Source organism: Streptomyces sp. NPDC005302 (assembly GCF_040607345.1).
Lineage (GTDB): Bacteria > Actinomycetota > Actinomycetes > Streptomycetales > Streptomycetaceae > Streptomyces.
Genome location: NZ_JBEXGN010000006.1, coordinates 371,876 through 397,319, shown reverse-complemented (window position 1 = coordinate 397,319; position 25,444 = coordinate 371,876). Strand labels below are relative to the sequence as shown.

General features: G+C 69.7%; 24 protein-coding genes. 14 read left to right on the top strand and 10 right to left on the bottom strand.

What is annotated here, in order from left to right; genetic code table 11:
• Window positions 1-109: 109 nt before the first annotated feature.
• On the bottom strand, window positions 110-844 hold the full coding sequence (locus tag ABZT74_RS12470) for a methyltransferase domain-containing protein (RefSeq protein ID WP_356434430.1): 735 nt from the start codon (window positions 842-844) through the stop codon (window positions 110-112).
• 149 nt (window positions 845-993) lie between these two features.
• Between ABZT74_RS12470 and ABZT74_RS12465 the strand changes: the two genes are divergently transcribed.
• Window positions 994-1,386 carry a VOC family protein gene (locus tag ABZT74_RS12465; RefSeq protein WP_355865593.1) on the top strand — a complete coding sequence of 131 codons (393 nt, stop codon included), beginning with the start codon at window positions 994-996 and terminating at the stop codon, window positions 1,384-1,386.
• On the opposite strand, the gene ABZT74_RS12460 is transcribed toward ABZT74_RS12465, so the two are convergent.
• A complete protein-coding gene (locus ABZT74_RS12460) occupies window positions 1,376-2,416 on the bottom strand; it encodes an amidohydrolase family protein (RefSeq protein ID WP_356434427.1) in 1,041 nt (346 codons plus the stop codon). The genes ABZT74_RS12465 and ABZT74_RS12460 overlap by 11 nt on opposite strands.
• A gap of 104 nt (window positions 2,417-2,520) precedes the next feature.
• On the opposite strand from ABZT74_RS12460, the gene ABZT74_RS12455 reads away from it, so the two are divergent.
• Both ABZT74_RS12455 and ABZT74_RS12450 read left to right on the top strand, forming a co-directional pair.
• A complete protein-coding gene (locus ABZT74_RS12455) occupies window positions 2,521-3,039 on the top strand; it encodes a DinB family protein (RefSeq protein ID WP_355865127.1) in 519 nt (172 codons plus the stop codon).
• Window positions 3,040-3,042: 3 nt separating this feature from the next.
• On the top strand, window positions 3,043-3,435 hold the full coding sequence (locus ABZT74_RS12450; RefSeq protein WP_355865124.1) for a VOC family protein: 393 nt from the start codon (window positions 3,043-3,045) through the stop codon (window positions 3,433-3,435).
• 168 nt (window positions 3,436-3,603) lie between these two features.
• Here ABZT74_RS12450 and ABZT74_RS12445 read toward each other — a convergent pair whose 3' ends face one another.
• From ABZT74_RS12445 to ABZT74_RS12425, 5 genes are all read right to left on the bottom strand, one after another.
• Entirely contained in the window at window positions 3,604-4,650 is a 1,047-nt protein-coding gene (locus ABZT74_RS12445) for a dipeptide ABC transporter ATP-binding protein (protein WP_356166200.1), read from the bottom strand.
• A gap of 26 nt (window positions 4,651-4,676) precedes the next feature.
• Entirely contained in the window at window positions 4,677-5,714 is a 1,038-nt protein-coding gene (locus ABZT74_RS12440) for an ABC transporter ATP-binding protein (RefSeq protein ID WP_356166197.1), read from the bottom strand.
• A gap of 58 nt (window positions 5,715-5,772) precedes the next feature.
• Entirely contained in the window at window positions 5,773-6,753 is a 981-nt protein-coding gene (locus ABZT74_RS12435; RefSeq protein ID WP_267048449.1) for an ABC transporter permease, read from the bottom strand.
• Between the two features lie 102 nt (window positions 6,754-6,855).
• Window positions 6,856-8,613, bottom strand: a complete 1,758-nt coding sequence (locus tag ABZT74_RS12430) for an ABC transporter substrate-binding protein (RefSeq protein ID WP_356166194.1) — start codon at window positions 8,611-8,613, stop codon at window positions 6,856-6,858.
• 81 nt (window positions 8,614-8,694) lie between these two features.
• Window positions 8,695-9,723, bottom strand: coding sequence for an ABC transporter permease (locus tag ABZT74_RS12425; RefSeq protein WP_267048451.1), 1,029 nt, complete (start codon window positions 9,721-9,723; stop codon window positions 8,695-8,697).
• Window positions 9,724-10,282: 559 nt separating this feature from the next.
• On the opposite strand from ABZT74_RS12425, the gene ABZT74_RS12420 reads away from it, so the two are divergent.
• The 5 genes from ABZT74_RS12420 (at window position 10,283) to ABZT74_RS12400 (ending at window position 15,938) form a co-directional block, all read left to right on the top strand.
• Window positions 10,283-11,914, top strand: a complete 1,632-nt coding sequence (locus tag ABZT74_RS12420; protein WP_356166192.1) for an ABC transporter substrate-binding protein — start codon at window positions 10,283-10,285, stop codon at window positions 11,912-11,914.
• 54 nt (window positions 11,915-11,968) lie between these two features.
• Window positions 11,969-12,892 carry an ABC transporter permease gene (locus ABZT74_RS12415; RefSeq protein WP_081219218.1) on the top strand — a complete coding sequence of 308 codons (924 nt, stop codon included), beginning with the start codon at window positions 11,969-11,971 and terminating at the stop codon, window positions 12,890-12,892.
• Between the two features lie 91 nt (window positions 12,893-12,983).
• Window positions 12,984-13,904: an ABC transporter permease gene (locus ABZT74_RS12410; protein ID WP_355865590.1), complete on the top strand. Its 921-nt coding sequence runs from the start codon at window positions 12,984-12,986 to the stop codon at window positions 13,902-13,904.
• A 5-nt stretch (window positions 13,905-13,909) separates the two neighbouring features.
• Window positions 13,910-14,896, top strand: a complete 987-nt coding sequence (locus tag ABZT74_RS12405) for an ABC transporter ATP-binding protein (protein WP_356177548.1) — start codon at window positions 13,910-13,912, stop codon at window positions 14,894-14,896.
• Window positions 14,877-15,938 (top strand): dipeptide ABC transporter ATP-binding protein, encoded by a 1,062-nt coding sequence (locus ABZT74_RS12400; protein ID WP_355865102.1) that lies wholly within the window; start codon window positions 14,877-14,879, stop codon window positions 15,936-15,938. Before ABZT74_RS12405 ends, ABZT74_RS12400 begins: the two co-directional genes overlap by 20 nt.
• Before the next feature lie 164 nt (window positions 15,939-16,102).
• On the opposite strand, the gene ABZT74_RS12395 is transcribed toward ABZT74_RS12400, so the two are convergent.
• A complete protein-coding gene (locus ABZT74_RS12395) occupies window positions 16,103-18,232 on the bottom strand; it encodes a prolyl oligopeptidase family serine peptidase (protein ID WP_356434422.1) in 2,130 nt (709 codons plus the stop codon).
• Window positions 18,233-18,440: 208 nt separating this feature from the next.
• Between ABZT74_RS12395 and ABZT74_RS12390 the strand changes: the two genes are divergently transcribed.
• Window positions 18,441-18,635, top strand: coding sequence for a hypothetical protein (locus ABZT74_RS12390; RefSeq protein ID WP_081219228.1), 195 nt, complete (start codon window positions 18,441-18,443; stop codon window positions 18,633-18,635).
• A gap of 4 nt (window positions 18,636-18,639) precedes the next feature.
• Here the strand turns inward: ABZT74_RS12390 and ABZT74_RS12385 are convergent, their stop codons facing one another.
• Both ABZT74_RS12385 and ABZT74_RS12380 read right to left on the bottom strand, forming a co-directional pair.
• On the bottom strand, window positions 18,640-18,849 hold the full coding sequence (locus tag ABZT74_RS12385; protein ID WP_356434419.1) for a DUF397 domain-containing protein: 210 nt from the start codon (window positions 18,847-18,849) through the stop codon (window positions 18,640-18,642).
• Complete coding sequence (locus ABZT74_RS12380; RefSeq protein WP_356434416.1) at window positions 18,846-19,721, bottom strand: helix-turn-helix transcriptional regulator; 876 nt, start codon at window positions 19,719-19,721, stop codon at window positions 18,846-18,848. The genes ABZT74_RS12385 and ABZT74_RS12380 overlap by 4 nt, the downstream gene beginning before the upstream one ends.
• Window positions 19,722-19,877: 156 nt before the next feature.
• Between ABZT74_RS12380 and ABZT74_RS12375 the strand changes: the two genes are divergently transcribed.
• The 5 genes from ABZT74_RS12375 (at window position 19,878) to ABZT74_RS12355 (ending at window position 25,442) form a co-directional block, all read left to right on the top strand.
• A complete protein-coding gene (locus tag ABZT74_RS12375) occupies window positions 19,878-20,363 on the top strand; it encodes an ATP-binding protein (protein WP_356434414.1) in 486 nt (161 codons plus the stop codon).
• 200 nt (window positions 20,364-20,563) lie between these two features.
• Window positions 20,564-21,523, top strand: a complete 960-nt coding sequence (locus tag ABZT74_RS12370) for a helix-turn-helix domain-containing protein (RefSeq protein ID WP_356434410.1) — start codon at window positions 20,564-20,566, stop codon at window positions 21,521-21,523.
• Between the two features lie 149 nt (window positions 21,524-21,672).
• On the top strand, window positions 21,673-22,563 hold the full coding sequence (gene mshB / locus ABZT74_RS12365; RefSeq protein WP_356434408.1) for an N-acetyl-1-D-myo-inositol-2-amino-2-deoxy-alpha-D-glucopyranoside deacetylase: 891 nt from the start codon (window positions 21,673-21,675) through the stop codon (window positions 22,561-22,563).
• Window positions 22,564-22,609: 46 nt separating this feature from the next.
• Window positions 22,610-23,035 carry a DUF6113 family protein gene (locus ABZT74_RS12360; protein WP_356434405.1) on the top strand — a complete coding sequence of 142 codons (426 nt, stop codon included), beginning with the start codon at window positions 22,610-22,612 and terminating at the stop codon, window positions 23,033-23,035.
• A gap of 160 nt (window positions 23,036-23,195) precedes the next feature.
• Window positions 23,196-25,442: a hypothetical protein gene (locus ABZT74_RS12355; protein WP_356434403.1), complete on the top strand. Its 2,247-nt coding sequence runs from the start codon at window positions 23,196-23,198 to the stop codon at window positions 25,440-25,442.
• Window positions 25,443-25,444: the final 2 nt, after the last annotated feature.

The following is a 25,444-nucleotide window of genomic DNA, read 5'->3' as shown; positions in this document are numbered from 1 at the left end:
GCCCGGCGCCGGTGCCATCTCGGCCGCGGCGAAGGCGGAGACGGCGGCGATCACCGAACGGGCCGCGAGCCGTCTGCTGCCGGGCGTGACCCTGCCCCCTTCCCTTGTCTCAGCCGGCGACGGCGACGGTGATGATCTCGGGGGAGTGGGGGGACAGCGGCTCCCGGCCCCAGTCCCCGTACTGCTCCCGCACGACGAACCCGGCGTCCCCGAGTAACCCGCGCAGCGCGTCCGCCCCGAGGAACCGCAGAGTGCTGCGACTGACCTGGGGCCGCTCCCAGTCCGGGTGCTCGAACGTCTCGCTGAACGTCACCCGGTCCCCGAGCACGGGCCCCTCCACCCGGTGGCTGACCCGTACGACGCCCCCGCGCGCGTCACTCACCTCGCGCGCCCGGTCGGGCGTCCACGTCTCCCACGCCCGCGCGGCCGGATTGCGCGTCTCGAACACGAACCGGCCCCCTTCACCGAGAGCCTGCCGCACGGCGGCCAGGGCGGTGCCCACCTCGTCGTCGCCGAGGAGCACCTGGAACGCGTGCCCCGTCATCACGACGAGGTCGAACTCCCGCTCCCAGCGCACCGATCCGAGATCCCCGAGCACCCACTCGGCGGCGGCCCGCCGGCGCGCCTGCACCAGCATCGCCGCGGCGGGGTCGAGCCCGCACAACCGCCCCCCGTGCCCGGCCTCCCGGGCTCTCGCCAACAGCCGCCCCGTCCCGCACCCGACATCGAGCACGGACCGCGCGGACAACATCAGGTCCAGATAGAAGTCGTCGCCGGCCCCCCATGGGTTGAGCTGGTCGTACAGGGCGGCGAGCGACACGTCACTGAACGAACGATCAGCCATCGCAGCAGTCTCTCAGCCAACGGGTCCGTCCGAAACAGTGATCACCAAGGAATCCAGCGATCAAGCAGGTGAAGATTTGGCAAGGCCGGAGGGGTGGCCGACGGCAGCACCGCAGAGACTCCGGCGCCGCACATGACGATCGGGAATTGATGCTGCATCACATCGAGTTGTGGGTACCCGACCTCGGGCGGGCGGTCCGCTCCTGGGGTTGGCTGCTGGAGCGGCTCGGGTACACCCCGTACCAGGACTGGCCGGACGGCCGCAGTTGGCGGTCGGGGGAGACGTACCTGGTGTTCGAGCAGTCGCCCGCGCTGACGGGGGACCGCCACGACCGGACGCGTCCGGGACTCAACCACCTTGCCCTGTGCGTAGCCGGCCGTGCGGAGCTCGACGTTCTGGTCGATGAGGCACCCGGCTTCGGATGGGTGGTGCTCTTTCCGGAGCGGTACCCGTATGCGGGCGGGGGCGGCCACTGTGCCGCGTACCTGGAGGACACCGACGGCTTCGAGGTCGAGCTGGTGGTGCGGGGGGTCAGCGGATGATCCGGCCGCGGAGCACGATGCGGGCGGGGTGGTGGAGCGTCAGCGGCGTCGTGCGGGGGTCCGCCGGGTAGACCGTGATGTCCGCCGGGGCGTTCTCGGCCAGGCCCGGGAGGCCGAGGAAGGCACGGGCGGTCCAACTGGCCGCGCCGACCGCGGTATCGGCCGGAAGGCCCGCCTCGATGAGATGCCCGACCTCGGAGGCGACGTTGCCGTGGGGCGCCGAGTCCGTGCCCGCGAGGACGGTGACGCCGGCGTCGTGCGCCTCACGGACCCGGCGGATCATCTTGCGGTGCCCCTCGTGCCAGAGCCGGCCCCGGGCGTTGTCCTTGATCCCGGTGGCACTGCGCGCGAAGGCGGTGAGCGTCGGGACGTAGGCGCTGCCGTGCCCGGCCATCAGCTCCACGCACTCCTCCGGCATCCCCATGCCGTGCTCGATCGAGTCGACCCCCGCGCGGGCCGCGCCCAGCACGCCCGCGGCGGACTGACAGTGCGCCGCGACCCGGCCACCGGCAGCGTGCACGCCCTCCACCACCGCCCGCAGCAGCTCGTACGGCACGGGCGGGGCCTCGAAGTCCCAGTCGCCCATCAGCTTGCACCAGCCGTCGTGCGCCTTCGCCTCGGCCACCGCCGCGGCGACCAGGTCGTCCGTCACCGTGTGGAACGCGGCGCTGCGGGAGAGCCCGGCCCAGGCCAGCCAGCGCCCCGCTGTGATCATCCGGGGTGAGCCGGGGTCCTCGCGCAGTCCGGCGGGGATCTCGCCCAGCAGGCCGGGGAAGCGCAGAGCCGTGACCCCCGCGTCCCGGTGCGCGGCGATCTGCTCGGCGAACACCTCGGGGTCGAAGCGCGTCTCGTCGGCGACGGAACCGCCGGGATGTGTGTGGACGTCGACGAGGCCCGGCAGCAGGAACCCCCCGTCGGCGACGGTCTCCGCGGGAACGGAGGGGCGCTGGAAGGTGATCCGGTCGCCGAGCGTCCAGAGGTCGCGTACGGCGCCCTCGGGCAGGACCGTTCCGCGCAGGTGGTAGGCCATGGCGCGACAGTCTGACCGGGGACGCCGGAGCCCGGCAAGTCCGCTTGTCCCGCGCCCGGTTAATCGGTCGACATCGTCCGGTCCGACCGGGATGCTTCACCCCGATGACTTCGACTTCGCAGACACGTACGGACACGCCCGCGGCCTGGGACGAGCGCACCCAGCTGACCACCTTCCTCGACTACGCCCGCGCCACCGCCCGCGCCAAGTGCGAGGGGCTCTCCGAGGAGGACGCCCGCAAGGCGCCGCTGCCCGGGTCCCCGCTGATGACCCTCAGCGGGGTCGTGAACCACCTGCGCTGGGTGGAGTACTCCTGGTTCCAGGTCGTCTTCCTCGGCGAGGAGGACAAGGGGCCCTGGACGGACGAGGACCCCGACCGCGAGATGAGCATGGCCGTCGGTATCCCGCTGGCCGAGATCCTCGACGCGTACGAGGAACAGAGCACGCGCTACCGCGAGTTGGTCGCCGCACACGACCTCGACGCGAAGGCCGAGCGGACGATCCGCGACGGCCGGCACGTCGACCTCCGCTGGATCCTGCTGCACCTCGTGGAGGAGACGTCCCGGCACAACGGCCACCTCGACATCCTGCGGGAACTGGCCGACGGCCGGACGGGGCACTAGATCATGGGAGAGACAGGGGCGTTGAACCCGACCATCCGGACCATCACCTTCGACTGCACCGGCGACCCGTACGATCTCGGGCTGTTCTGGAGCGAGTTGCTCGGCCGGCCGCTCGCCGACGACGACAAGCCGGGTGATCCCGAGGCGGTCATCACCGACGCGTCCGGCGGCCCGACCCTGCTGTTCGTCCACGTCGAGGAGGGCAAGACGGCCAAGAACCGCGTCCACCTGGATCTGGAGCCGCACGGCCGGACCCGTGCCGCGGAGGTCGAGCGCGCCGTCGCCCTCGGCGCCCTGCGGATCGCCGACCACACCCGCCCGGACGGCGGCGGCTGGGTCGTCCTCGCGGACCCGGAGGGGAACGAGTTCTGCGTGGAGCGGGGGGAGCTGGGCTGAGGTCCGCTCCCCGGCGCCGGGACACCCGCGGGGTCCCGGGCTGCGAAGAAGGCCCGCACCCTGGTGGGCGCGGGCCTTCGTTCCCCTGGAACTTGACGTTCGTGGGCTCGGGTCAATGGGCCGGTGAAGGTCGGTTCCGAAAGGGGGCGGCTGACGAATTGGGGTGTGTCAGACCGCCGCCTCGGGGTCCTTGGAGAAACGCGGGGCCGGAACGGACTCCGTCGTCTCCGGGTAGTGGCAGGCCGTCAGGTGATCGGCGTTGCTGCCCGAGATCTGCACCAGCGGCGGAGCCTCCGACGCGCACTTGTCCGTCGCCTTCCAGCAGCGGGTGCGGAACCGGCAGCCCGACGGCGGGTTGAGCGGCGAGGGCACGTCACCCTTGAGCAGGATGCGCTCGCGGGCCGGGACGTCGTCGGCGCTCGCCTCGGGCACGGCCGACATCAGCGCGCGGGTGTACGGGTGACGCGGGTTGTCGTACAGGTCCGCGCGGTTGGCGATCTCGACGATCTTGCCGAGGTACATGACCGCGACACGCTGCGAGAAGTGCCGCACGATCGCGAGGTCGTGGGCGATGAACAGGAACGCGATCCCCAGGTCCTTCTGCAGATCCTGCAGGAGGTTGACGACCTGCGCCTGGATGGAGACGTCGAGCGCGGAGACCGGCTCGTCCGCGACGATCAGCTTCGGCTCCAGGGCGAGCGCGCGGGCTACCCCGATGCGCTGGCGCTGGCCGCCGGAGAACTCGTGCGGGAAGCGGTTGTAGTGCTCGGGGTTGAGTCCGACCGTCTCCAGGAGTTCGCGGACGCGCTTCTCCTGGCCGCCCTTCGGGTTGATCCCGTTGATCTCCATCGGGCCCGAGATGATCTTGCCGACCGTCTGGCGCGGGTTCAGCGAGGCGTACGGGTCCTGGAAGATCATCTGGATCTCGGAGCGGACCGGCGCCAGCTGCTTGCGGTTGGCGTGCGTGATGTCCTGGCCGCGGTAGTTGATCCGGCCGGCGGTGGGTTCGAGGAGCCTGGTGATGAGCCGGCCGGTCGTCGACTTGCCGCAGCCGGACTCGCCGACGAGGCCGAGGCTCTCGCCCTCGGCCACCTGGAAGTCGAGACCGTCGACGGCCTGCACCGCGCCGATCTTCCGCTTGAAGGGGAAGCCTCCCATCACCGGGAAGTGCTTCGTCAGCCCGGTGACGTCCAGGAGGGGGTTCGTGTTGCTCATGATCGTGAAGTCCCGTCTCAGTTACGTCAGTGCGACCGGGTCGCGGCGAGGTCGGCGAAGTATTCCTGGCGCTGGTCCGCCGTGAGGTGGCAGGCGGCACCGCGCCCGTCCGTGACCTGGAGCAGCGGCTGCTCGGTGGAGCAGAGCGCGCCCTCGACCTTCTCCTTGAAGGTGCACCGCGGGTGGAAGCGGCAGCCGGACGGCGGGTTGAGCAGCGACGGCGGCGAACCGGGGATCGGCGACAGCGGTACGTCGACCGGTCCGTCCAGGCTCGGCATCGAGCCCAGCAGACCCCAGGTGTACGGGTGCTGCGGCGCCCGCAGCACCTCCTTCTTGGTCCCGCGCTCCACGCACCGGCCGCCGTACATCACGAGCACGTCGTCCGCGATGTCGGCGATGACACCGAGGTCGTGCGTGATGAAGATGATCGCGGTGCCGAACTCCTGCTGGAGGTCCTTCAGCAGGTCCATGATCTGCGCCTGCACGGTCACGTCGAGCGCGGTGGTCGGCTCGTCCGCGATGAGCAGCTCGGGGTCGCAGACCAGCGCCATGGCGATCATCGCGCGCTGGCGCATACCGCCGGAGAACTGGTGCGGGTAGTCGTCCACACGCATGTCCGGCTGCGGGATGCCCACGCGGCGCAGCATCTCGATCGCGCGGTCCCGGGCCTCCTTCTTGGAGGCACCGGTGTGCTTGCGGTACGTCTCGGCGATCTGCCTGCCGATGGTGTGGTACGGCGACAGCGAGGCCAGCGCGTCCTGGAAGATCATCGACATCTTGTTGCCGCGGAGCCGCTCCATCTCCCGCTCGGAGGCGGTCAGCAGCTCCTTGCCGTCGAGCAGGATCTCGCCGTCGATGGCGGTGCGGTCGCGGTCGTGCAGGCCGAGGATCGTCAGGTTCGTGACGGACTTGCCGGAGCCCGACTCGCCCACGATGCCGAGCGTCTTGCCCTTGGCCAGGTCGAAGGTGAGACCGTCGACGGCCTTGACGACGCCGTCTTCGGTGGAGAAGTGAACCTTCAGATCCCTGACGGACAGGAAGGGCTGCTGATCGGTGCTCGTCACGGGGACGCTCCTGAGGGGGGTGATGCCGGGGTTGCTGTCGGGGGCGGGGTGCCCGGGGTCAGGCGAGCCGGATCCGCGGGTCGATGAGGGCGTACACGGCGTCGACGATGATGTTGAAGAACACGATCGCGCCGGCGGACAGGACGGTGACACCGAGCAGCATGGGCAGGTCGCTCTTGCTCACGGAGTCCACCGCGAGGCGGCCGATTCCCTGGATGCTGAAGACCGACTCGGTGATGATCGCGCCACCGATCAGGGTGCCCAGGTCGATGCCGAAGACCGTGACGATGGGACCCATCGCACCGCGCCAGGCGAACCGGAAGAAGACGTTCGCACGGGAGAGGCCCTTGGCGCGGGCGGTGCGGACGTAGTCCTCACTGAGCTGCTCGACGAGCTGCGAGCGGGTCATACGGGTGTAGTTGGCGGTGAAGATGATCGCCAGGGTCAGCCACGGGAGCAGCATCCCGGAGAACCAGTCGACCGGGTTCTCGGTGAGCGGCGTGTACGAGGGCTGCGAGAACAGGTGCACCTTGGAGACCAGGAAGAACATCGCGACGTAGCCGACGAAGTAGATCTGGAGCGAGGAGCCGAAGAGCGAGGCGGAGCTGGCGAACTTGTCCAGGAACTTGCCCTGCTTGACGGCGGCCAGCATGCCCGCGCCGATACCGAAGATCAGGAAGACCACGGCCGCGCCGAACGCCAGGGAGAGGGTCGTCGGCAGGCGGTCCAGGATCGTGCCGAGGACCGGCTCGCGGTTGGCGAACGAGTAGCCGAGGCACGGGGCGTTGCAGTTGCCGAAGCTGCCGTAATCGCGACCCACGAACACGCCCTTGAGCCAGTCCCAGTACTGCACCGGGATCGGGTGGTCGATGCCCAGGTTGTGCCGGATCTGCGCGAGCATGTCGGGCGTGCAGTTCTTGCCGCAGGACATCATCGCCGGGTCACGCGGGATGGCGTAGAAGAGGCCGAAGGTGATGGCACTGATGATCAGCAGGATGACCAGTGCGCCGAGGACTCGGCGGATGAGAAAGCGGGACATGGGGGCGTGACTTTCCGGACGGGGCGCCGTCGCCGGGGGCATGAAGGGGGGTGGGCCTGAGGGGGCGGCCGGGCGAACGGCCGCCCCCCTGGGTCGTACGGCTTACTTCATCGCGTAGAGCTTGGTGAGCGCGATGCAGGTGTTGCCGCTGTCGTAGATGACGTTTCCGACCTTGGATCCGTACATCCAGTTGCGGATCGAGTGGTAGTCCGGGACCACGGCGGACGTCTCCATGATCTGGCGGTCCACGGCGCCCCAGGCCTTGTTCGCGGCCTCGGTGTCCGTGATCTTGGCGGCGGCGTCGATCGCCTTGTTGATGCTCGGGTCGTTCAGCTGCGCGTAGTTGCTGCGGCCGTCGCCGATGTTCTTGCCGCTCCAGCAGGGGTAGAAGACGGAGTAGCCGTTCGGCCAGTCCGGGCTCCAGCCGGCGGCGAACAGGTCGAAGTCGTTGTCGATCTTGCCGATCTGGGTGTAGAAGGTCGACTTGTCGATCTGCTTGTTGACGACCTGGAAGCCGGCGGCCTCCAGAGCGTTCTTGATCGCGACGGCCTGCTTCTGGGCGTTGTCCGACTGCTGGTAGGCGATGACCAGCTTCTGGCCGACCTTGCCGGCCTCCTTCAGGAGCGCCTTGGCCTTGGCCGGGTCGCCACCGGGCTTCTTGGTCACGCCGTACAGGTCGAACTTCGCGTAACCCGGGGTCACGGGCGAGAGGACCGTGGTGGCCAGCTCGCTGGTGGAGGCGCCACCGCGGATCGTCTGCAGCTGCTGGTGCGGCCAGGCCCAGTTGATGGCCTGACGGACCTTGACGTCCTTGACGCGGGTCATGTTGATCGGCCAGTAGTACGTGACCGTGTCGACCTCGGTGAGGACGCGCTTCTTCAGCTTGGCGTTGGTGAGCACCTGGGCGATGCGCTCGGCCGCGACCTCGTTGAAGATGGCCATCGCGTGCTGGTCCTTGCCGGAGTCCGCGATGAAGCGGTCCGTGGCGGCCAGCGGCTGGAAGCCGAACTGGAAGACGAACTCGTTCGGGTAGTTGTTGCGGATCGAGTCCGTCGCCGGGTCCCAGTGCTCGTTGCGCACGTAGGTGAGCGACTTGCCGATGCTGCGGCTGCCGATCTTGTACGGGCCGGAGGAGAAGGGACGCTTGTCGTACTTCTCCTTCGTGTCGTTCTTCTTGCTCACCAGGCCGTAGCCGGGCATGGCGAGCGTGAAGTTGAAGTCGGCACGGGCCTCGTTCAGGTGGAACGTGATCGTCTTGCCGTCGACCTCGATGGAGGCGAGCTTCTTGCCGCTGTAGGGGCCCTTGTACTTGTCGCCGCCGACCAGCCACTGCTGGACGTAGCGGGGACCCTCGGTGACGAAGGAGGCGAAGAGGCGCTCGAAGGTGTGGCGGAGGTCATCGCCCGTGATGTCCGAGCCGTCCTCCCACTTCAGGCCGTCCTTCAGCGTGAAGGTCCAGGTCTTGCCGCCGTCCTTCGTGGTGCCGGCGTCCGTGGCCGCGTCACCGACGAGGGTGGCGCCGCCCTTGTTGTCGATCTTGTAGCCGGTGAGGCCGCGCAGGATCGGCCGGGTGATGGCGCCCTCGGTCGACACGTATATCTGGGCCGGGTCCATGTGGTCCATGTCGAACTGGTCGAGCGAGTAGATCGTCCCGCCCTTGACCGCTCCCGGGACCTCCGGCGCGGGGCCGGTGGAGTCGGCCTTCGTGCCGACCAGGATCGCCTTGGTCTTGGAGCCGCTGACCGTGGGGACCTTGCGGCTCGACTTGTTGTCGCTGCCGCCGCCACAGGCGGTCAGCACGGACGACGAGGCCGCGACCACGCCGGTGGCGATCAGGAAGTTTCTACGGGAGAAAGACATGGAGAATCCTGCCTTATAGGGACGATCGAGACGGATGATCCGGCCGCACGACACTGAACCGGCCGGGTGGAGCTGTGGTGGCTACCGCTTGGACTTCGGGTCGAGCGCGTCGCGCACCGAATCGCCGAGCAGGTTGAAGGCGAGGACGAAGATCACCATGGACACGCCCGGGAAGAGCATGAAGGTGAGGTCCTCGGTGTAGAACTGGGCGCCGCGCTGGATCATGACGCCCCAGTCCGGGGTCGGGTCGATGATGCCGACGCCGAGGAAGGCCAGGCCCGCCTCCGCGGTCACGTACGCCGGGAGCATCAGGGTGGACTGGATGATGATCGGAGTCCACAGGTTGGGCAGCAGTTCCTTGAACACGATCCGCCGCGAGGAGGCGCCGGTGACCTTGGCGGCCTCGATGTACTCGCGCTCACGGAGGCCGAGGACCTGACCGCGCAGCAGACGCGCGATGGAGGCCCAGCCGAAGCCGGAGAGGACCACGATCAGGGAGATGGCCCGCAGCGAGGTGGGGATGTTGTCGTCGGGGGCGACGAACAGTCCGTAGACCACCGGCATGAAGGCGATGAAGAACAGGGTCGAGGGGAACGACAGCAGGATGTCGATGACCCGGCCGACGAAGTAGTCGGTGCGGCCGCCGAGGTAGCCCGCGGTGACACCGACGATCACGCCGACGATCGTGGTCACCAGCGTCGCCGCGACGGCGATGCCCAGGGAGGTGCGGATGCCGTAGAGCAGGAAGGTGAAGACGTCCCGGCCGAGCTGCGGCTCGATGCCGAACCAGAACTCCGAGCTCATCCCGCCGTTGGCACCGGCCGGGTAGGAGAAGGCGTCGAGGAGTTCAGGGCGCTCGCTCGCGTAGGTCGTGTACGGGTTCTTCCCGTACAGCTTGGCTATGAGCGGGGCCAGAATCGCGATCGCAAAGAAAAAGATCACGATGTACGCGGATATGACACCGGTGCGGTCACGCTTGAACCGCTTCCAGGCGAGTCGCCCGGGGGAGCGACTCTCCGAGCCCTTGGGGTTCAGCGACGTATCCGGGATCGATCCGATCTCGTCGGTCACCTCAAGCGATGCGGCCGCGGAAGGAGTGGGGAGTGTCATGGTGCTCCATGCCCGATGGGGTCAACGGCATCCGCAGGGCGCTCCCTACGGGCTACGCCGGACTTTTTCAACGCAATTCATGCAAGGTCAATAAAATCTCGGTCGCCTTGGGTTTCTCTTTACTTTCTTTACCTCCGCATGACCCAAGCGTAACTACGCGTGTAGCGCACTGTGGCCGTACTGTGTCCAGATTCGGACCAACTGCGCGAAACGGTCAATGAGTTCGATAACCGGACGGTGGAGTCTCGGAATGCGTACATGTGGTGCGCGCAAATGAACGGTTCCGCATCGAACCGTGCAGATCCATTGCGTGGATCGTCAAGATCCTTTGGTCAGATCTTCAAGATCCTTTACGAGATCCTCTGACGCGCCGTCCGGTGCGCCCCCTCCCGGATCGACGCCCTGCGATCCATCTGGACGACTTCGCCACCCGGAAGGGTGGAGTGAATGTGCGATACGGCTCATATGGACAGATATTGGGCCGTAAAGGCACGACGCACCGGAGCCGAACGCCCGACCCCGGCGCCGGCGGCACAGCGCACTCTTGAGGAGGCACTCCATGCGTGGAGCCACGCACGCCAGATGGGCCGCATGTGCGGTGGCGGTAGCCCTCGCGGCGACCGCCTGCGGGGGCGGAGGGAGTGACAGCGGCGGCGGCGACGGCTCCGGCACGGTCAGTGCCTCCTGGGGCGACCCGCAGAACCCGCTGGAACCCGCCAACACCAACGAGGTGCAGGGCGGCAAGGTCCTCGACATGATCTTCCGCGGGCTGAAGCGGTACAACGCCAAGACCGGCGCCGCCGAGGACATGCTCGCCGACAAGATCGACACCTCGGATTCGCAGAACTTCACGATCACGATCAAGGACGGCTGGAAGTTCAGCAACGGAGAGGCCGTCACCGCGCAGTCCTTCGTGGACGCCTGGAACTACGGCGCCAGCCTGAAGAACAACCAGAAGAACGCGTACTTCTTCGGGTACATCGACGGCTACGACAAGGTCCACCCCGACTCGGGCAGCCAGAGCGCCGACACCCTCTCCGGGCTGAAGGTCACCGGCACGAACACCTTCACCGTCAAGCTCAACCAGAAGTTCTCGACCTTCCCGGACACCCTCGGCTACGCGGCCTTCTCGCCGCTGCCCAAGTCGTTCTTCGACGACCACGCGGCCTGGGTGCAGAAGCCGGTCGGAAACGGCCCGTACACCATCAACTCGTACACCAAGGGCTCGCAGATGTCCCTGGTGAAGTGGGACGACTACTCCGGTGACGACAAGGCGAAGAACGGCGGCGTGACCCTCAAGGTCTACACCGACAACAACACCGCCTACAACGACCTGCTGGCCGGCAACCTCGACCTGGTCGACGACGTGCCCGCCGCCCAGCTCAAGAACGCCAAGAACGACCTCGGCGGCCGGTACATCAACACCCCGGCAGGCATCATCCAGACGCTCGCCTTCCCCTTCTACGACGCGAAGTGGAACACCAGCGGCGCGAAGAAGGTCCGTCAGGGACTGTCCATGGCGATCAACCGCCAGCAGATCACCGACACGATCTTCCAGAAGACCCGCACCCCCGCCAGCGACTGGACCTCGCCGGTGCTCGGCGAGAAGGGCGGCTTCCAGAAGGGCCTGTGCGGCGACTCCTGCGACTACAACCCGACCCAGGCCAAGAAGCTGGTCCAGGAGGGCGGCGGCCTGCCCGGCGGCCAGGTCAAGATCAGCTACAACGCGGACACCGGCTCCCACAAGGAGTGGGTCGACGCCGTCTGCAACTCCATCAACAACGCCCTCGGCAACAACAAGGCGTGCGTCGGCAACCCGATCGGCACCTTCGCCGACTTCCGCAACCAGATCGGGCAGCACAAGATGCCCGGTCCGTTCCGGGCCGGCTGGCAGATGGACTACCCGCTGATCCAGAACTTCCTGCAGCCGCTGTACTACACGAACGCCTCGTCCAACGACGGCCAGTGGACCAACAAGGACTTCGACAAGCTCGTCAACCAGGCGAACGCGGAGACCGACACCGGCAAGGCCATCAAGCTCTTCCAGCAGGCCGAGGGCGTCGTGCGGGACAACATGGCCGCCATCCCGCTCTGGTACCAGAACGGCAGCGCCGGCTACTCGGACAAGGTCTCGAACGTGGCGCTCAACCAGTTCAGCGTCCCGGTCTACAACGAGATCACCGTCAACTGAGCCGCCCGGGGCGGGCCCGCCGCGCGGGCCCGCCCCACTACCTCCGGAGCACTCATGGGACGGTATGTCATCCGGCGTCTGCTGCAGATGATCCCGGTCTTCATCGGCGCCACACTGCTCATCTTCCTGATGGTCAACGTGATGGGCGACCCCATCGCGGGCCTGTGCGGCGACCGGCAGTGCGACCCCGCCACGGCCGCCCAGCTGCGCACGGAGTTCGGCCTCGACAAGCCCCTGTGGCAGCAGTACCTGACCTACCTGGGCAACATCTTCACCGGCGACTTCGGCACCGCGTTCAACGGACAGCCGGTCACCGAGCTGATGAAGTCGGCCTTCCCGGTCACCATCCGGCTGACGATCGTCGCGATCCTCTTCGAGATCATCATCGGCATCACGCTCGGCGTCATCACCGGCCTGCGCCGCGGCCGGCCCGTCGACACCGGCGTCCTGCTGCTGACCCTCGTCGTCATCTCCGTGCCGACCTTCGTCACCGGCCTGCTGCTCCAGCTGCTCCTCGGCGTCGAATGGGGCTGGATCAAACCGTCGGTCTCCCCGGAGGCCACCTTCGGCGAGCTGATCGTGCCGGGCCTGGTGCTCGCGTCGGTGTCCCTCGCCTACGTGACCCGGCTGACGCGGACCTCCATCGCGGAGAACAGACGGTCCGACTACGTCCGCACGGCGGTCGCCAAGGGCCTGCCCCGGCGCCGGGTCACCATCCGGCACCTGCTGCGCAACTCGCTTATCCCCGTGGTCACCTTCATCGGCACCGACATCGGCGCGCTGATGGGCGGCGCGATCGTCACCGAGCGCATCTTCAACATCCACGGTGTCGGCTACCAGCTCTACCAGGGGATCGTCCGTCAGAGCACCCAGACCGTCGTCGGCTTCGTGACCGTCCTCGTCCTCGTCTTCCTGGTCGCCAACCTCCTCGTCGACCTCCTGTACGCCGTACTCGACCCGAGGATCCGCTATGCCTGAGCAGCCGCCGTACGAGGAACAGCCGCACCACGGCCCCGAGGGCCCTCCGAAGGAGGACCTCGCCATCGCCGGGACGGGCTTCGGCGGCCCGATGGATCTGGGGTCGAGCGAGGCCGAGACGCTGGAGCGGACCCCCGGCGGCCCCGAGGGGACCGGGCCGGCGGAGAAGCCGCGCTCCCTGTGGTCGGACGCCTGGCGGGACCTGCGCCGCAACCCCGTCTTCATCGTCTCCGGGCTCGTCATCCTCTTCCTGGTCGTCATCTCCATCTGGCCCGGACTGATCACCTCCCAGAGCCCGCTCCAGTGCGACCTCGCCAAGGCCCAGGAGGGCTCCCAGCCCGGACACCCCTTCGGCTTCGACGGCCAGGGCTGCGACGTCTACACCCGGACGGTCTACGGCACCCGGATCTCCATCAGCGTCGGTGTGCTCGCCACGCTCGGGGTCGCGCTCCTCGGCTCGCTGCTCGGCGGACTCGCCGGCTTCTACGGCGGGGTCAGCGACTCGCTGCTCTCCCGGCTCACCGACATCTTCTTCGCCATCCCCGTCGTCCTCGGCGGCCTGGTCCTGCTGTCGGTGGTGACCAGCAACACGATCTGGCCGGTCGTCGGGTTCATGGTGCTGCTCGGCTGGCCGCAGATCTCCCGTATCGCCCGCGGCTCCGTCATCACCACCAAGCAGAACGACTACGTCCAGGCGGCCCGCGCCCTCGGCGCCTCCAACTCCCGGCTGATGCTGCGGCACATCACCCCGAACGCGGTCGCCCCCGTCATCGTCGTGGCGACCATCGCGCTCGGTACGTACATCTCCCTGGAGGCGACCCTGTCCTACCTGGGCGTCGGTCTGAAGCCCCCCACGGTCAGCTGGGGGATCGACATCTCCTCCGCCTCCGCGTACATCCGCCAGGCCCCGCACATGCTGCTGTGGCCGGCCGGCGCGCTCGCGATCACCGTGCTCGCGTTCATCATGCTCGGCGACGCGGTGCGCGACGCCCTCGACCCGAAGCTGAGGTGACCGACGTGCTGCTCGAAGTGCGCGACCTGCACGTGGAGTTCCGGACCCGGGACGGAGTCGCCAAGGCCGTCAACGGGGTCGACTACAGCGTCGACGAGGGCGAGACGCTCGCCGTCCTCGGCGAGTCCGGCTCCGGCAAGTCGGTGACCGCCCAGGCCATCATGGGCATCCTCGACACACCGCCCGGGAAGATCACCGGCGGCGAGATCCTCTTCCAGGGCCGCGACCTGCTGAAGCTCAAGGAGGAGGAGCGGCGCAAGGTGCGGGGCGCCGAGATGGCGATGATCTTCCAGGACGCGCTGTCGTCCCTGAACCCCGTGCTCAGCGTCGGTGAACAGCTCGGCGAGATGTTCACCGTGCACCGCGGGATGTCCCGCAAGCAGGCCCGCTCCAAGGCGATCGAGCTGATGGAGCGGGTGCGCATCCCGGCCGCCGCCGAGCGCGTGCGCGACTATCCGCACCAGTTCTCCGGCGGTATGCGCCAGCGCATCATGATCGCCATGGCGCTGGCCCTGGAGCCCGCCCTGATCATCGCGGACGAGCCGACCACCGCGCTCGACGTCACCGTGCAGGCCCAGGTGATGGACCTGCTCGCGGAGCTCCAGCGCGAACTCGGCATGGGACTCATCCTCATCACCCACGACCTCGGGGTGGTCGCGGACGTCGCCGACCGGATCGCGGTGATGTACGCCGGACGGATCGTCGAGACCGCACCGGTCCACGACATCTACAAGGCGCCCGCCCACCCCTACACGAAGGGGCTGCTGGACTCGATCCCGCGCCTCGACCAGAAGGGGTCCGAGCTCTACGCGATCAAGGGGCTGCCGCCCAACCTGATGCACATCCCGCCGGGCTGCGCCTTCAACCCGCGCTGTCCGATGGCCCAGGACATCTGCCGCACCGAGGTGCCGCCGCTCGCGGAGGTCGACGCGGACCGCGGGAGCGCCTGCTTCTTCTGGAGGGAATGCCTCGATGGCACAGACAGCCACTGAACCCCTGCTGGAGGTCAGCGGGCTGGTCAAGCACTACCCGCTCACCCAGGGAATCCTGTTCAGGAAGCAGGTCGGCGCGGTCAAGGCCGTGGACGGGGTGGACTTCGCCCTCGGACGCGGCGAGACCCTCGGCATCGTCGGCGAGTCCGGCTGCGGCAAGTCGACGGTCGCCAAGATGCTGGTCAACCTGGAGAAGCCGACCGACGGGACGATCAAGTACAAGGGCGAGGACATCACCCGGCTGTCCGGCCGGGCGCTCAAGGCCGTACGCCGCAACATCCAGATGGTCTTCCAGGACCCGTACACCTCGCTCAACCCCCGGATGACCGTCGGCGACATCATCGGGGAGCCCTACGAGATCCATCCCGAGGTGGCTCCGAAGGGCGACCGCAGGAAGCGGGTCCAGGACCTGCTGGACGTGGTCGGGCTCAACCCCGAGTACATCAACCGCTATCCGCACCAGTTCTCCGGCGGCCAGCGCCAGCGCATCGGCATCGCCCGCGGCCTCGCGCTGCGGCCCGAGATCATCGTCGCCGACGAACCCGTCTCCGCGCTCGACGTCTCCGTGCAGGCCCAGGTCATCAACCTGCTGGAGAAACTCCAGGACGAGTTCGACCTCAGCTACGTCTTCATCGCGCACGACCTGTCGATCGTGCGGCACATCTCCGACCGGGTCGGGGTGATGTACCTCGGGCGCATCGTCGAGACCGGCAGGGACGCCGAGATCTACGACCACCCGACGCACCCCTACACCCAGGCGCTGCTCTCCGCCGTGCCGCTGCCGGACCCCGAGGCCCGGGAGCACCGGGAGCGGATCATCCTCTCCGGGGACGTGCCCTCGCCCGCGAACATCCCCTCGGGCTGCCGGTTCCGCACCCGCTGCTGGAAGGCGCAGGAGCGCTGCTCGCTGGAGGTGCCGCTGCTCGCGGTGCCGGCCGTGTTCCGGATCGGCGACAGTCCGGCCGCCCACGACTCCGCCTGTCACTTCGCCGAGGAGAAGCAGGTCGTCCCGCCGGAAGAGCCTCCGGGCGGGGTGGCATAACCGCACAAATGTGAGCGAACGTCGTTAACACACAGGCAACTTGACGGAAGCGGTACCGATATACGGACACGCCAAGGTGAACACCGTACGGCCGTGCGGGTGCCGTAAACGAGCCGGGGTGCGCCATGTCACCCCGGCTCGTTGCCGTTCTCGGCGCGTTCGGCTCAGGTCAGGGCGAGGGCGCGCTTCAGGAAGTCCACCTGGAGAAGGAGCAGGTTCTCCGCCACCGTCTCCTGCGGGGTCATGTGGGTGACGCCCGACAGGGGCAGCACCTCGTGCGGGCGGCCGGCGGCCAGCAGGGCGGAGGACAGCCGCAGGGTGTGCGCCGCCACCACGTTGTCGTCCGCGAGCCCGTGCACGATCATCAGCGGCCGGTGCGGCTCGGCGGGCGCGGACAGCCCCTCGTCGGTCACGAGTGAACTCCCCGCGTAGGCGGCGGCGTTCGTGGCCGGATCGCCGAGGTACCGCTCGGTGTAGTGGGTGTCGTACAGCCGCCAGTCCGTGACGGGCGCGCCCGCGATGCCCGCGTGGAAGACGTCCGGGCGGCGCAGCACGGCGAGCCCCGCGAGCCAGCCGCCGTACGACCAGCCGCGGATCGCGACCCGCGACAGGTCCAGCGGGAACCGCTCCGCGAGCGAGTGCAGCGCCTCGACCTGGTCGTCGAGCGTGACCGTGAAGTCGTCGCGGATCGCCTTCTCCCAGGCGGGGGAGCGGCCCGGGGTGCCGCGGCCGTCCGCGACGACCACCGCGAACCCCTGGTCGGCGAACCACTGCGAGGTGAGGTACGCGTTGTGCGCGGCCAGCACCCGGGGGCCGTGCGGACCGCCGTACGGATCCAGCAGAACGGGCAGGGGATTGTCGCCGTCGTAGTCGGTCGGCATAAGCACGGCGCATGAGATTTTCTGTGCGCCCCCCTGAGTGAGGGTCACGCGCGGGGACAAACCGGGATGTTCGGCGTACGAGGTGACGGTCGTCGCCTTCTTGCCGCCGCGCAGCACCTGTACCTGGGCGCCCGGCCGGTCGAGCACCGACGACACGAGCACGGTCACGCCCCCGGCGCGAACGGCCGAGTGCACGCCGGGCTCCTGCGACAGGCGCTCCACGCCCAGCTCGTTCACCCGGTACACGTGCACCTCGCCGGTTTCCGGCAGGGCCGCCGCCTCGCCCGCCGACGCCGCGACCAGCACGTCGTCGGCCGACACGTCGAGCACCGCGCGGACGTGCAACTGCGCGCCCGTCAGCGGCCGTTCGCCGAACGCCAGGACCCGTGCGCCTCCCTCGTCGACGATCCGGACGAGCTGTCCGCCGGGGCTCCAGCACGGCACCCCGGGGAAAAGATCAAGCCAAGTTGGATCTTCGTCGGCGTGCACCATCCGGGTCGAACCGGAGTCCGGATCCACGGCCAGGAACAGCTGGCTGCGCTGGTCCCGCGCCTGGACGAGGATCAACGGCGCACCTGCCGCTGACCAGTGCGCATGCGCCAGATACGGGTACCGGGCCCGGTCCCAGGAGACCTCCGTGCGGGCCCCGTCCAGGCCGGCCACGAACAGCCGCACCTCCGCGTTGGCGCTGCCCGCCGACGGGTACGCGACCCGCTGCGGTTCGCTCTCCGGACGCGCCGGATCGGAGATCCACCAGCGCTGCACGGGCGAGTCGTCGACCCGCGCGACCAGCAGCCGATCGCTTTCGGGCGACCACCAGAAACCGCGCGAACGCCCCATCTCCTCGGCCGCGATGAACTCCGCCAGACCGTAGGAAACCGACCCCGATCCCTCCCCGGGATCCGGCTCCGCGAGCGCCCGGTCGTCCTCGCCCCCGGCCCCGACGACCCGCAGGGCGCCCCCGGCGACGTAGGCCACGAGCCGCCCGTCGGGTGACGGCCGCGGGTCGATCACCGGCCCCGGGACCCGGAGTTCCCGTGCCGTCCCGGCCCGCAGTTCGGCGGTGAACAGCCGCCCCGAAAGGGTGAAAGAGGCCAGCTCGACGGCCATGTCCGTGGCATATCCGACGATGCCCGCACCGCCCTCGCGGCTGCGTTCCCGGCGCGCCCGCTCCGCCGCGGAGAGCCGCTCCGTGGCACCCCGGAGGAGCACCGCGGGGTCGGCGGCCGGCCGCTCCCGGCCCTCCGCCACGTCGAGAACCCACAGTTGGTTCGCCCGGTCCGTACCGGACGAGGACCGCAGGAACACCACACGGGAACCGTCCGGCGCCACGGTGAACGCCCGTGGTGCTCCGGAGGTGAACCGCTGCGTCCGGGCGGACCGGCGCGGGAAGGACAGAGGCTCGTTCGTCATCCCCCGACCATATTGGCCATGCGCCCCCTTGTGCGGCCGTGCGCCGATCGATGCGCGCGTACGGATAGTTATGATCACTAGCGCTGCGTGGGTAAGAACCTGCTGGCTGCTGGAACGACGTACCCGACCCCGTACGAGCCTCGTACGGGGATCTGTATGTCACCCGTACAACCCCCCTGGTCCCTGGGAACTTTGGAGGTGAGCCGCCGTGGCACTTTCGATTTCGGCGGTGGTGCTGCTGGCGATCATCGTCTTCATCCTGGTGAAGAAGTCAGGACTGAAGGCCGTTCACGCCTTGGTGTGTGTCCTGCTCGGGTTCTACCTCGCCTCGTCGACGATCGCTCCGACGATCAACGACCTGACGACCAACATCGCGGGGATGATCGGAAGCATCAAGTTCTGACCCGTCAGTCCTCGGACGCGTACGAGACGAAGTCGGCCCAGGCTCCCGGCGTCAGGGTGAGCCGGGGGCCGGCGGCGTCCTTGGAGTCACGAACGTGGACGACGCGGGGGGTGGTGGCCACCTCGACGCAGGACTCGCCGCTGGTGCCGCCGCTGTAGCTGCTTTTGAACCACGCCGGTTCAGAGCCGTCCGGGGCCGAGTTGGTGCGGATCATGTTTCTCCCAGCAGTTGTTCGATGAAGGCCAGAGATTCCCGTGGCGGGAGAGCTTGAGCCCGGATGGTGCTGAACCACAGGTCAAGGATCCGGAGTTGCTTCAGTTCGGAGACCGGCCTGCCACTGAACACGCCATCGGCACGCCCCACAGCGGCTCCGTCCCCGAACTTCAGCAGTTCGATCCTGCCGTCCAGCCCGGGATGGGCGTCGCTCTTCGTCGGCATCACCTGAAGCGTGACGTGACGCACTCGCCCCACCTTCCGGAGACGTTCGAGCTGCTGCTTCCACGCCATTGTGCCCCCGACTTCCCGGCGAAGTGCGGCCTCTTCCAGCACGAAGTTGATCGACGGTGACGGCTCTCGCTCGAAAACCGACTGCCGGGCCAGGCGAGCCGCCACCATGCGCTCCACATCGTCCGGGGAGTACGGCGGCTGCGCAGCTTCGATCAACGCCCGTGCGTGGTCGGGGGTCTGCAACAGGCCGGGGAGGGTGTTGCACTCGTACACCCCGATCTCAACGGCTTTGGCCTCCATCGCCGCCAGGTCCCGCACCTTTTTGGGGTAGCTGACCTTCTTCACGTCCTCCTGCATGGCCGAGAGCAACCCGCCTGCCGACAGCACCTCGTCGGCCCTGTCCAGGTATTCGGGGCGGGGGATCCGCTTGCCCGCCTCGATCTTGTACACCATGTCCTCGCCGTACCCCACGGCCTCACCGAACTCCGCTGCCCGCATCCCCACCGCCTCGCGTCGCAGCTTCAGCTGGCGTCCGACGGTCGCGACCACCGCGATGCCCCAGTCGTCGTCCGGGTCCACCTCCCACCCCGGCTCGTCCGCCTCGCTCTTGAGCCGCCTCACGCTGTCGTCCACCGACATCCCGCACCCCTCCGCCGTACCGCCGAACCCGCAACGCGACCTACCCGTACGACGGTTCCGGACAGCCCGGACACCACCGGACAACCTCCGGACAGTCACCGTACGTACCGGCGTCGTCACTGTTCACGGTAGGTGCGCACCGCCACGCTGAGTGACGTGAATCAAGAAATCGCCGACCCCGAGGCCCGGCTCACGGCGCCCATCAGGAACTCCAGCGTCCTTCTGTCGCCGACACCGCGGGGAGCCCGCCTCGCCCGGCTGCTGGCCACGGAGCAACTCCGGTCCTGGGGAATCCCCTTGGACAGGGCGCCGCACGTCGTCGCCGAGCTGGCGGCCAACGCGGCGACGCACGGCAGGGTCCCGGGCCGCGACTTCCGGCTCACCCTGTACGTCGTCGGCGGCACCCTGCGGATCGAGGTCGCCGACACCCGGGGCGACCGTGTCCCGCGCATCCAGGATCCGGTGGGCGAGGCGGAGTCCGGCCGTGGGCTGGTCCTCGTCGACGCCCTGGCCGACCGCTGGGGTGCCGTGACGGGGCCGCCCCCGCGCAAGACGGTGTGGGCGGAGATCGACCTGCCACCGGGACCCGGCCGCCTGTGCTGCGGTGCCGGGGACGGTCTTTCCCAAGGAACTCACGAGTGAAAGGACCCGGCCAAGCCCCACCCCTCCCGCCCCCGGCGCAAACTCACTCGCGCGAGTGAACATCACCGACTCGGCTGGATCCGGGGCCCGTTGGCTGCCCTACGCTCGGCGCGACACCACCGCAGACATGCGACGGCCCTCGCCGGGGAGTGCAATCCCGAGGCGAGGGCCTGACCACCGAGGAAGTTAGGCCCTTCCTGATGGACACCAAAAACCTTAGCGCGCCCCCGCACGCCCAGTCCCGTGTTGCCGCCAACAAGCACACGAACCGACGTCCCGAGCGGGCCGGTGGCGTCATCCACGACAACACCCGCCACACCGACCGTTTCACGGTGATCGGCAACCACCTCACACAGCACCCGAACCTGTCCGGGCTCGCGATCGGACTGGGCGCCCACATCCAGTCGCTCCCGGCCGGTCACCCCGTCGACATCAGGTCCCTCACCCGCCGCTTCCCCGAGGGCGCGACGCGTATCGCGGCCGCGCTGCGCGAACTCGAAGCCCACGGCTACCTCCGACGCACCCGCGAACGCGTCCCCGGCGGCCGGATCGTCACCCGCACGGTCTCCTGCAACCAGCCGGGACGAGGGGGTGCGGCCGGGGCCGTGACCCGGAGCGAGGCGGGGGCCGTGCACGAGGGTGACGGTGAGCCCGGACAACGCCCCGCCCCTCCGGGCCCGGCGGCGACCGCGGGCCCGCCCGAGCGGCGAGAACGGCCGGAGCCGACCGAACAGCGCCCGCCCGGCAAGGCGCTCCCCGAGGTGCCCCGGCCGGCCTGGCCCGCCCCCGCGCTCCTCCGGGCGGCCACCGACCTGCTCGCCGGCCTCCACCGCCACGAACCCCGCCTCCTGCTCTCCGCCCGTGACACGGCGCACCTCGCCCCGGGCGTAGCCGCCTGGCTGGAGCGCGATGTCAGCCCCGGTGCCGTGGGGCTGGCGCTGACCCGGGACCTGCCGTCCGAAGGGCTCAGGCGCCCGGCCGCGCTCCTGGCACACCGGCTCACGGTCCAGTTGCCCCCGCTCCCGCCGTTCCGCACCCCCGCACCTCCACCGGACGTCCGGCATCCCCTCCGGACCTGCGACGGCTGCGAGCGGGCGTTCCGGGCGCCGGAACCGGGCCGCTGCCGCGACTGCCGACCGGTCCCCCGAGGGGCCGCCTGATGCCCGGCAGTGGCCTCGCCGTCCCGATGCTCCGCGTGCCGCTCTCGCCGTCGCGCGTGAGCTGACGGGTCACCCCGGTCACCCCGGTCGGCATTTCGCCCCCGGGCCTGCCCGAGCCCGGCCGGGCCGTCGCCTCGTAGGCTGGCCCCATGACGGAACTGCCCGACCGGCGTCTGCTCCTGGTGCACGCGCACCCGGACGACGAGTCGATCAACAATGGCGCGACCATGGCCCGCTACGCGGCCGAGGGCGCCCATGTGACGCTGGTGACCTGCACCCTCGGCGAGGAGGGCGAGGTCATCCCGCCCGGACTCGCCCATCTCGCCGCCGACCGCGAGGGCGGACTCGGCCCGTTCCGCACGGGTGAGCTGAGCGCCGCCATGAAGCAGCTCGGCGTCCACGACCACCGCTTCCTCGGCGCCCCCGGGCGGTTCCGCGACTCCGGGATGATGGGCGTCGAGCAGAACGACCGCCCCGGCGCCTTCTGGTCCGCCGACCTGGACGAGGCCGCCGACAGTCTCGTGGAGGTCGTCCGCGAGGTGCGCCCCCAGGTGCTGGTCACCTACGACCCGGACGGGGGATACGGGCACCCCGACCACATCCAGGCCCACCGCGTCGCCACCCGCGCCGCCGAACTGGCCGCCGACCCCGCCCACCGCCCCGACCTCGGCGACGCCTGGCGGATCACCAAGACCTACTGGAACCGCATGCCGCGACCGGTCGTCGAAGAGGCCTTCGCCCGGCTGCGCGCGGCGCTCCCCGAGCTGCCGTTCGAGCGGGCCGCCGCCGTCGACGACGTACCGGGTGTGGTCGACGAGGCGACCGTCACCACCGAGATCGACGGAACCGCGTTCGCCGCCGCCAAGATGGCCGCGATGCGGGCGCACACCACCCAGATCACCGTGGACGGCCCCTGGTTCGCCCTCTCGAACGACCTGGCCCAGCCCCTCTTCACCACCGAGTACTACGAGTTGGTGAACGCGCCGCGCCCCGCCGCTCGGGAGACGGACCTCTTCGAGGGCATCGAGGGGCGCCGGTGAGGGACGTACGAGAGACGAGCACGACCGGGCGAGGGACGGAACTGTGATGAGTACGACGGGACAGCGCGGCGGCGGAAGCATGCTCGCGCAGCCAATGACACGGCCCTCGGGCGGGCGCGTCGCCGCCTACCTGGGGCTCTTCCTGCTCGGCGCGGTCGTCGGGGCCGCCGGGGCGCTGGTACAGCCCGGCTGGTTCCCGCTCGGGCTGCTGCTCGCGCTGGCGGGCGCCGCCGGGCTCTTCCTCGGCGGATCCCGGGCCACCGGAACCCGGGCGGGGGCCGTCGCGCCCGCGGCCGGCTGGGTGCTCGCCGTCGTCCTGCTCACCGCCAGTCGCCCGGAAGGGGACTTCCTCTTCGGCGCCGGGATCGGTTCCTACCTCTTCCTCCTCGGAGGGATGGCCGTCGCTGTGATGTGCGCCACCCTGGGTCAGGGGCGGCAACCGGGCGGCTCCGGCGCCCGACTTGGCAAGTGACGTACTACTTCGCCGTATCGGTCAGGTGCGGGTCCCGTGCGAGTTTCCTCATCGGGCGAGGTTTGCGCGCCGTACACGGCCAGTATGGTGGTGCGCGCCGCCGAGCTGCCCGAGATGAGGTCGAGGAAACGGGCGGCGGAGCCAACCGGGAGAACCTGCCTTGAGTCGTGAAACTGACAGTTCGTCCTCCGGGCCCAACGGGCGCGGTGGAGCCGCGTACCCGTCGGGGACGCCGCCGTACGGGACCCCCGCGGCTTCCGAGAGCGGTGCCGACGCGGGCCGTTCGGCCGCCGGCAAGCCGCCGGAGGAGCGCAAGACCGAGACCACCCTGACGACCCGGATCCGGATCAACATCCCCGGATCGCGGCCCATCCCGCCCGTGGTCGTCCGCACACCCGTCGCGGACTCCGACGCGCCCGCCCAGGGCGGCGACGGCGCGAACACCGGTGCGGCACAGCCGTCCCGCGGCGTGAGCGCGCCCACGGGCACCTCCGCGGCGGCCACCACCACCGCGGCCCCGTCCGTGCCGGCCCCCGCGGCGGCACAGCCCGGGGACCAGCCCGGCGGGCCCGACGAGAAGACCAGCGACTGGTTCGCCCCCCGCAAGTCCGGCGCCCCCAAGGGCGGCCAGGGCGGCGGGTCGACCAACGGGGCGGGACTGCCCGGCGCTTCCGCTCCCTCCGGGCCCGCAGGCGCTGCCGGCCCCGCGGGCCAGGGCGGACCCGCCGGCAACCGGCCCGGCACCGGACGCCCGGCGCCGTCCGGCGGCGCCGGACCGCTGGGCATCACCGGCGGGGTCCGCCCCGGCGGCCCGAACGGCGGCGGCACCAACGGCGCCGGCCTGCCCGGTGCCACCGGTGCCGGACCCGTCGCGCCCGGCCACGGCGGCGGTACGGGGTCCTTCGACGTCTCCGGCGCCCTGCGGGACACGGGCTCGTTCCCGGCCATCGGTTCGCACGGTGGACCCGGCGGCCCGGGTGGTTCCGGCGAACCGCGCCGCGACGACCTGCCCTACTTCTCCGAGGGCGGCCAGGGCGGCCCGTCCGGTGCGACCGGCGGTCCGGTCACCGGTGACGGCCCGCTGCTGCCTCCGGCCGGCCCGGGCGTCGCTCCCGGCAGCCTGGCCGCGGCTCCGGGCCACGGCTCCGGTCCCGGCAACCCGAACCCGGGTGCGGGCCAGGGCTATCCGGGCGGCGGCCTGAGCGGCGGTATCAGCGACGACACCGCGATCCTCACCCCGCAGAAGCCGGCACCCGACCCGGGCCCCGGCGGCTACGGCGCCCCGGTGGACAACGTCTCCGGGCACACCCTGACCAGCGGCATCCCCGTCATCAACCCCGGCCAGAACTCGCCGTTCGGGCCCGGTTCGCACCCCGACGGGCCGCTTCCGCACACCCCGCCGAAGCTCCCCGAGCCGGTCCAGCAGCCGCCCGCCGCGGCGAAGCAGACGAAGAAGAAAAAGGGCCGCAACAAGCCGGCGCTCCTCGGCGCCCTCGTCGTGGTCCTGGCCGGCGGCGCCTACGGCGCGGGCCTGCTCATGAACCACTCGGACGTGCCCAAGGGCACCACCGTGCTCGGCGTCGACATCGGTGGCGGCACCCGCGACGACGCGGTCAGGAAGCTCGACGACGCGTTCGGCGACCGTACGAACAAGGCGCTCAAGCTGTCCGTCGACGGGGACACGGTCTCCCTCAAGCCCGACCAGGCCGGACTCCAGCTCGACGCCCAGGCCACCGTCCGCGCCGCCGCGGGCAGCGACTACAACCCGATGTCCGTGATCGGCTCGCTGTTCGGCCGCCAGCGGGTGGTGGAGCCGGTCATGCCGGTCGACGAGGAGAAGCTCCAGGCCGCCCTGGAACGTGCCGCGAGCGGCTCCGGCTCGGCGAGCGACGGCACGATCAAGTTCCAGCCCGGCAAGGCCGTTCCCGTCTACGGCAAGGTCGGCAAGGGCATCGACATCACGCCCTCGATACAGGCCGTCGAGGACGCCTACCGCGCCCAGGTGGAGACCGACTCGGCCACTCCGGTGAAGGTGGCCACGACGACCCGTCAGCCGACGGTGTCCAAGGACGCGGTGGACCAGAAGATGGCGTCGTTCGCGACGCCGGCGATGTCGGCGAACATCACCGTCCGCACGGACGCCGCCCACACCATCTCCTTCAGCCCGCAGAACTCCATCTGGAAGTTCCTGAGCGTCCAGCCGGTCGACGGCAAGCTCGTCGAGCGCTACGACCTCAAGGTGCTCAAGTCGCTGTACGGCGGCGCCTTCGACGGCGTCACGGTCACCAAGGGCGACGGCAGCAAGAAGGCCATCAGCCCCCAGGAGGTGGCCTCGGCCGTCGGCCGGGCACTGCTCGGGAAGACGGCCGCGGACCGCGTCGTGACCATCCCCACCGACCCCAGTTAGCG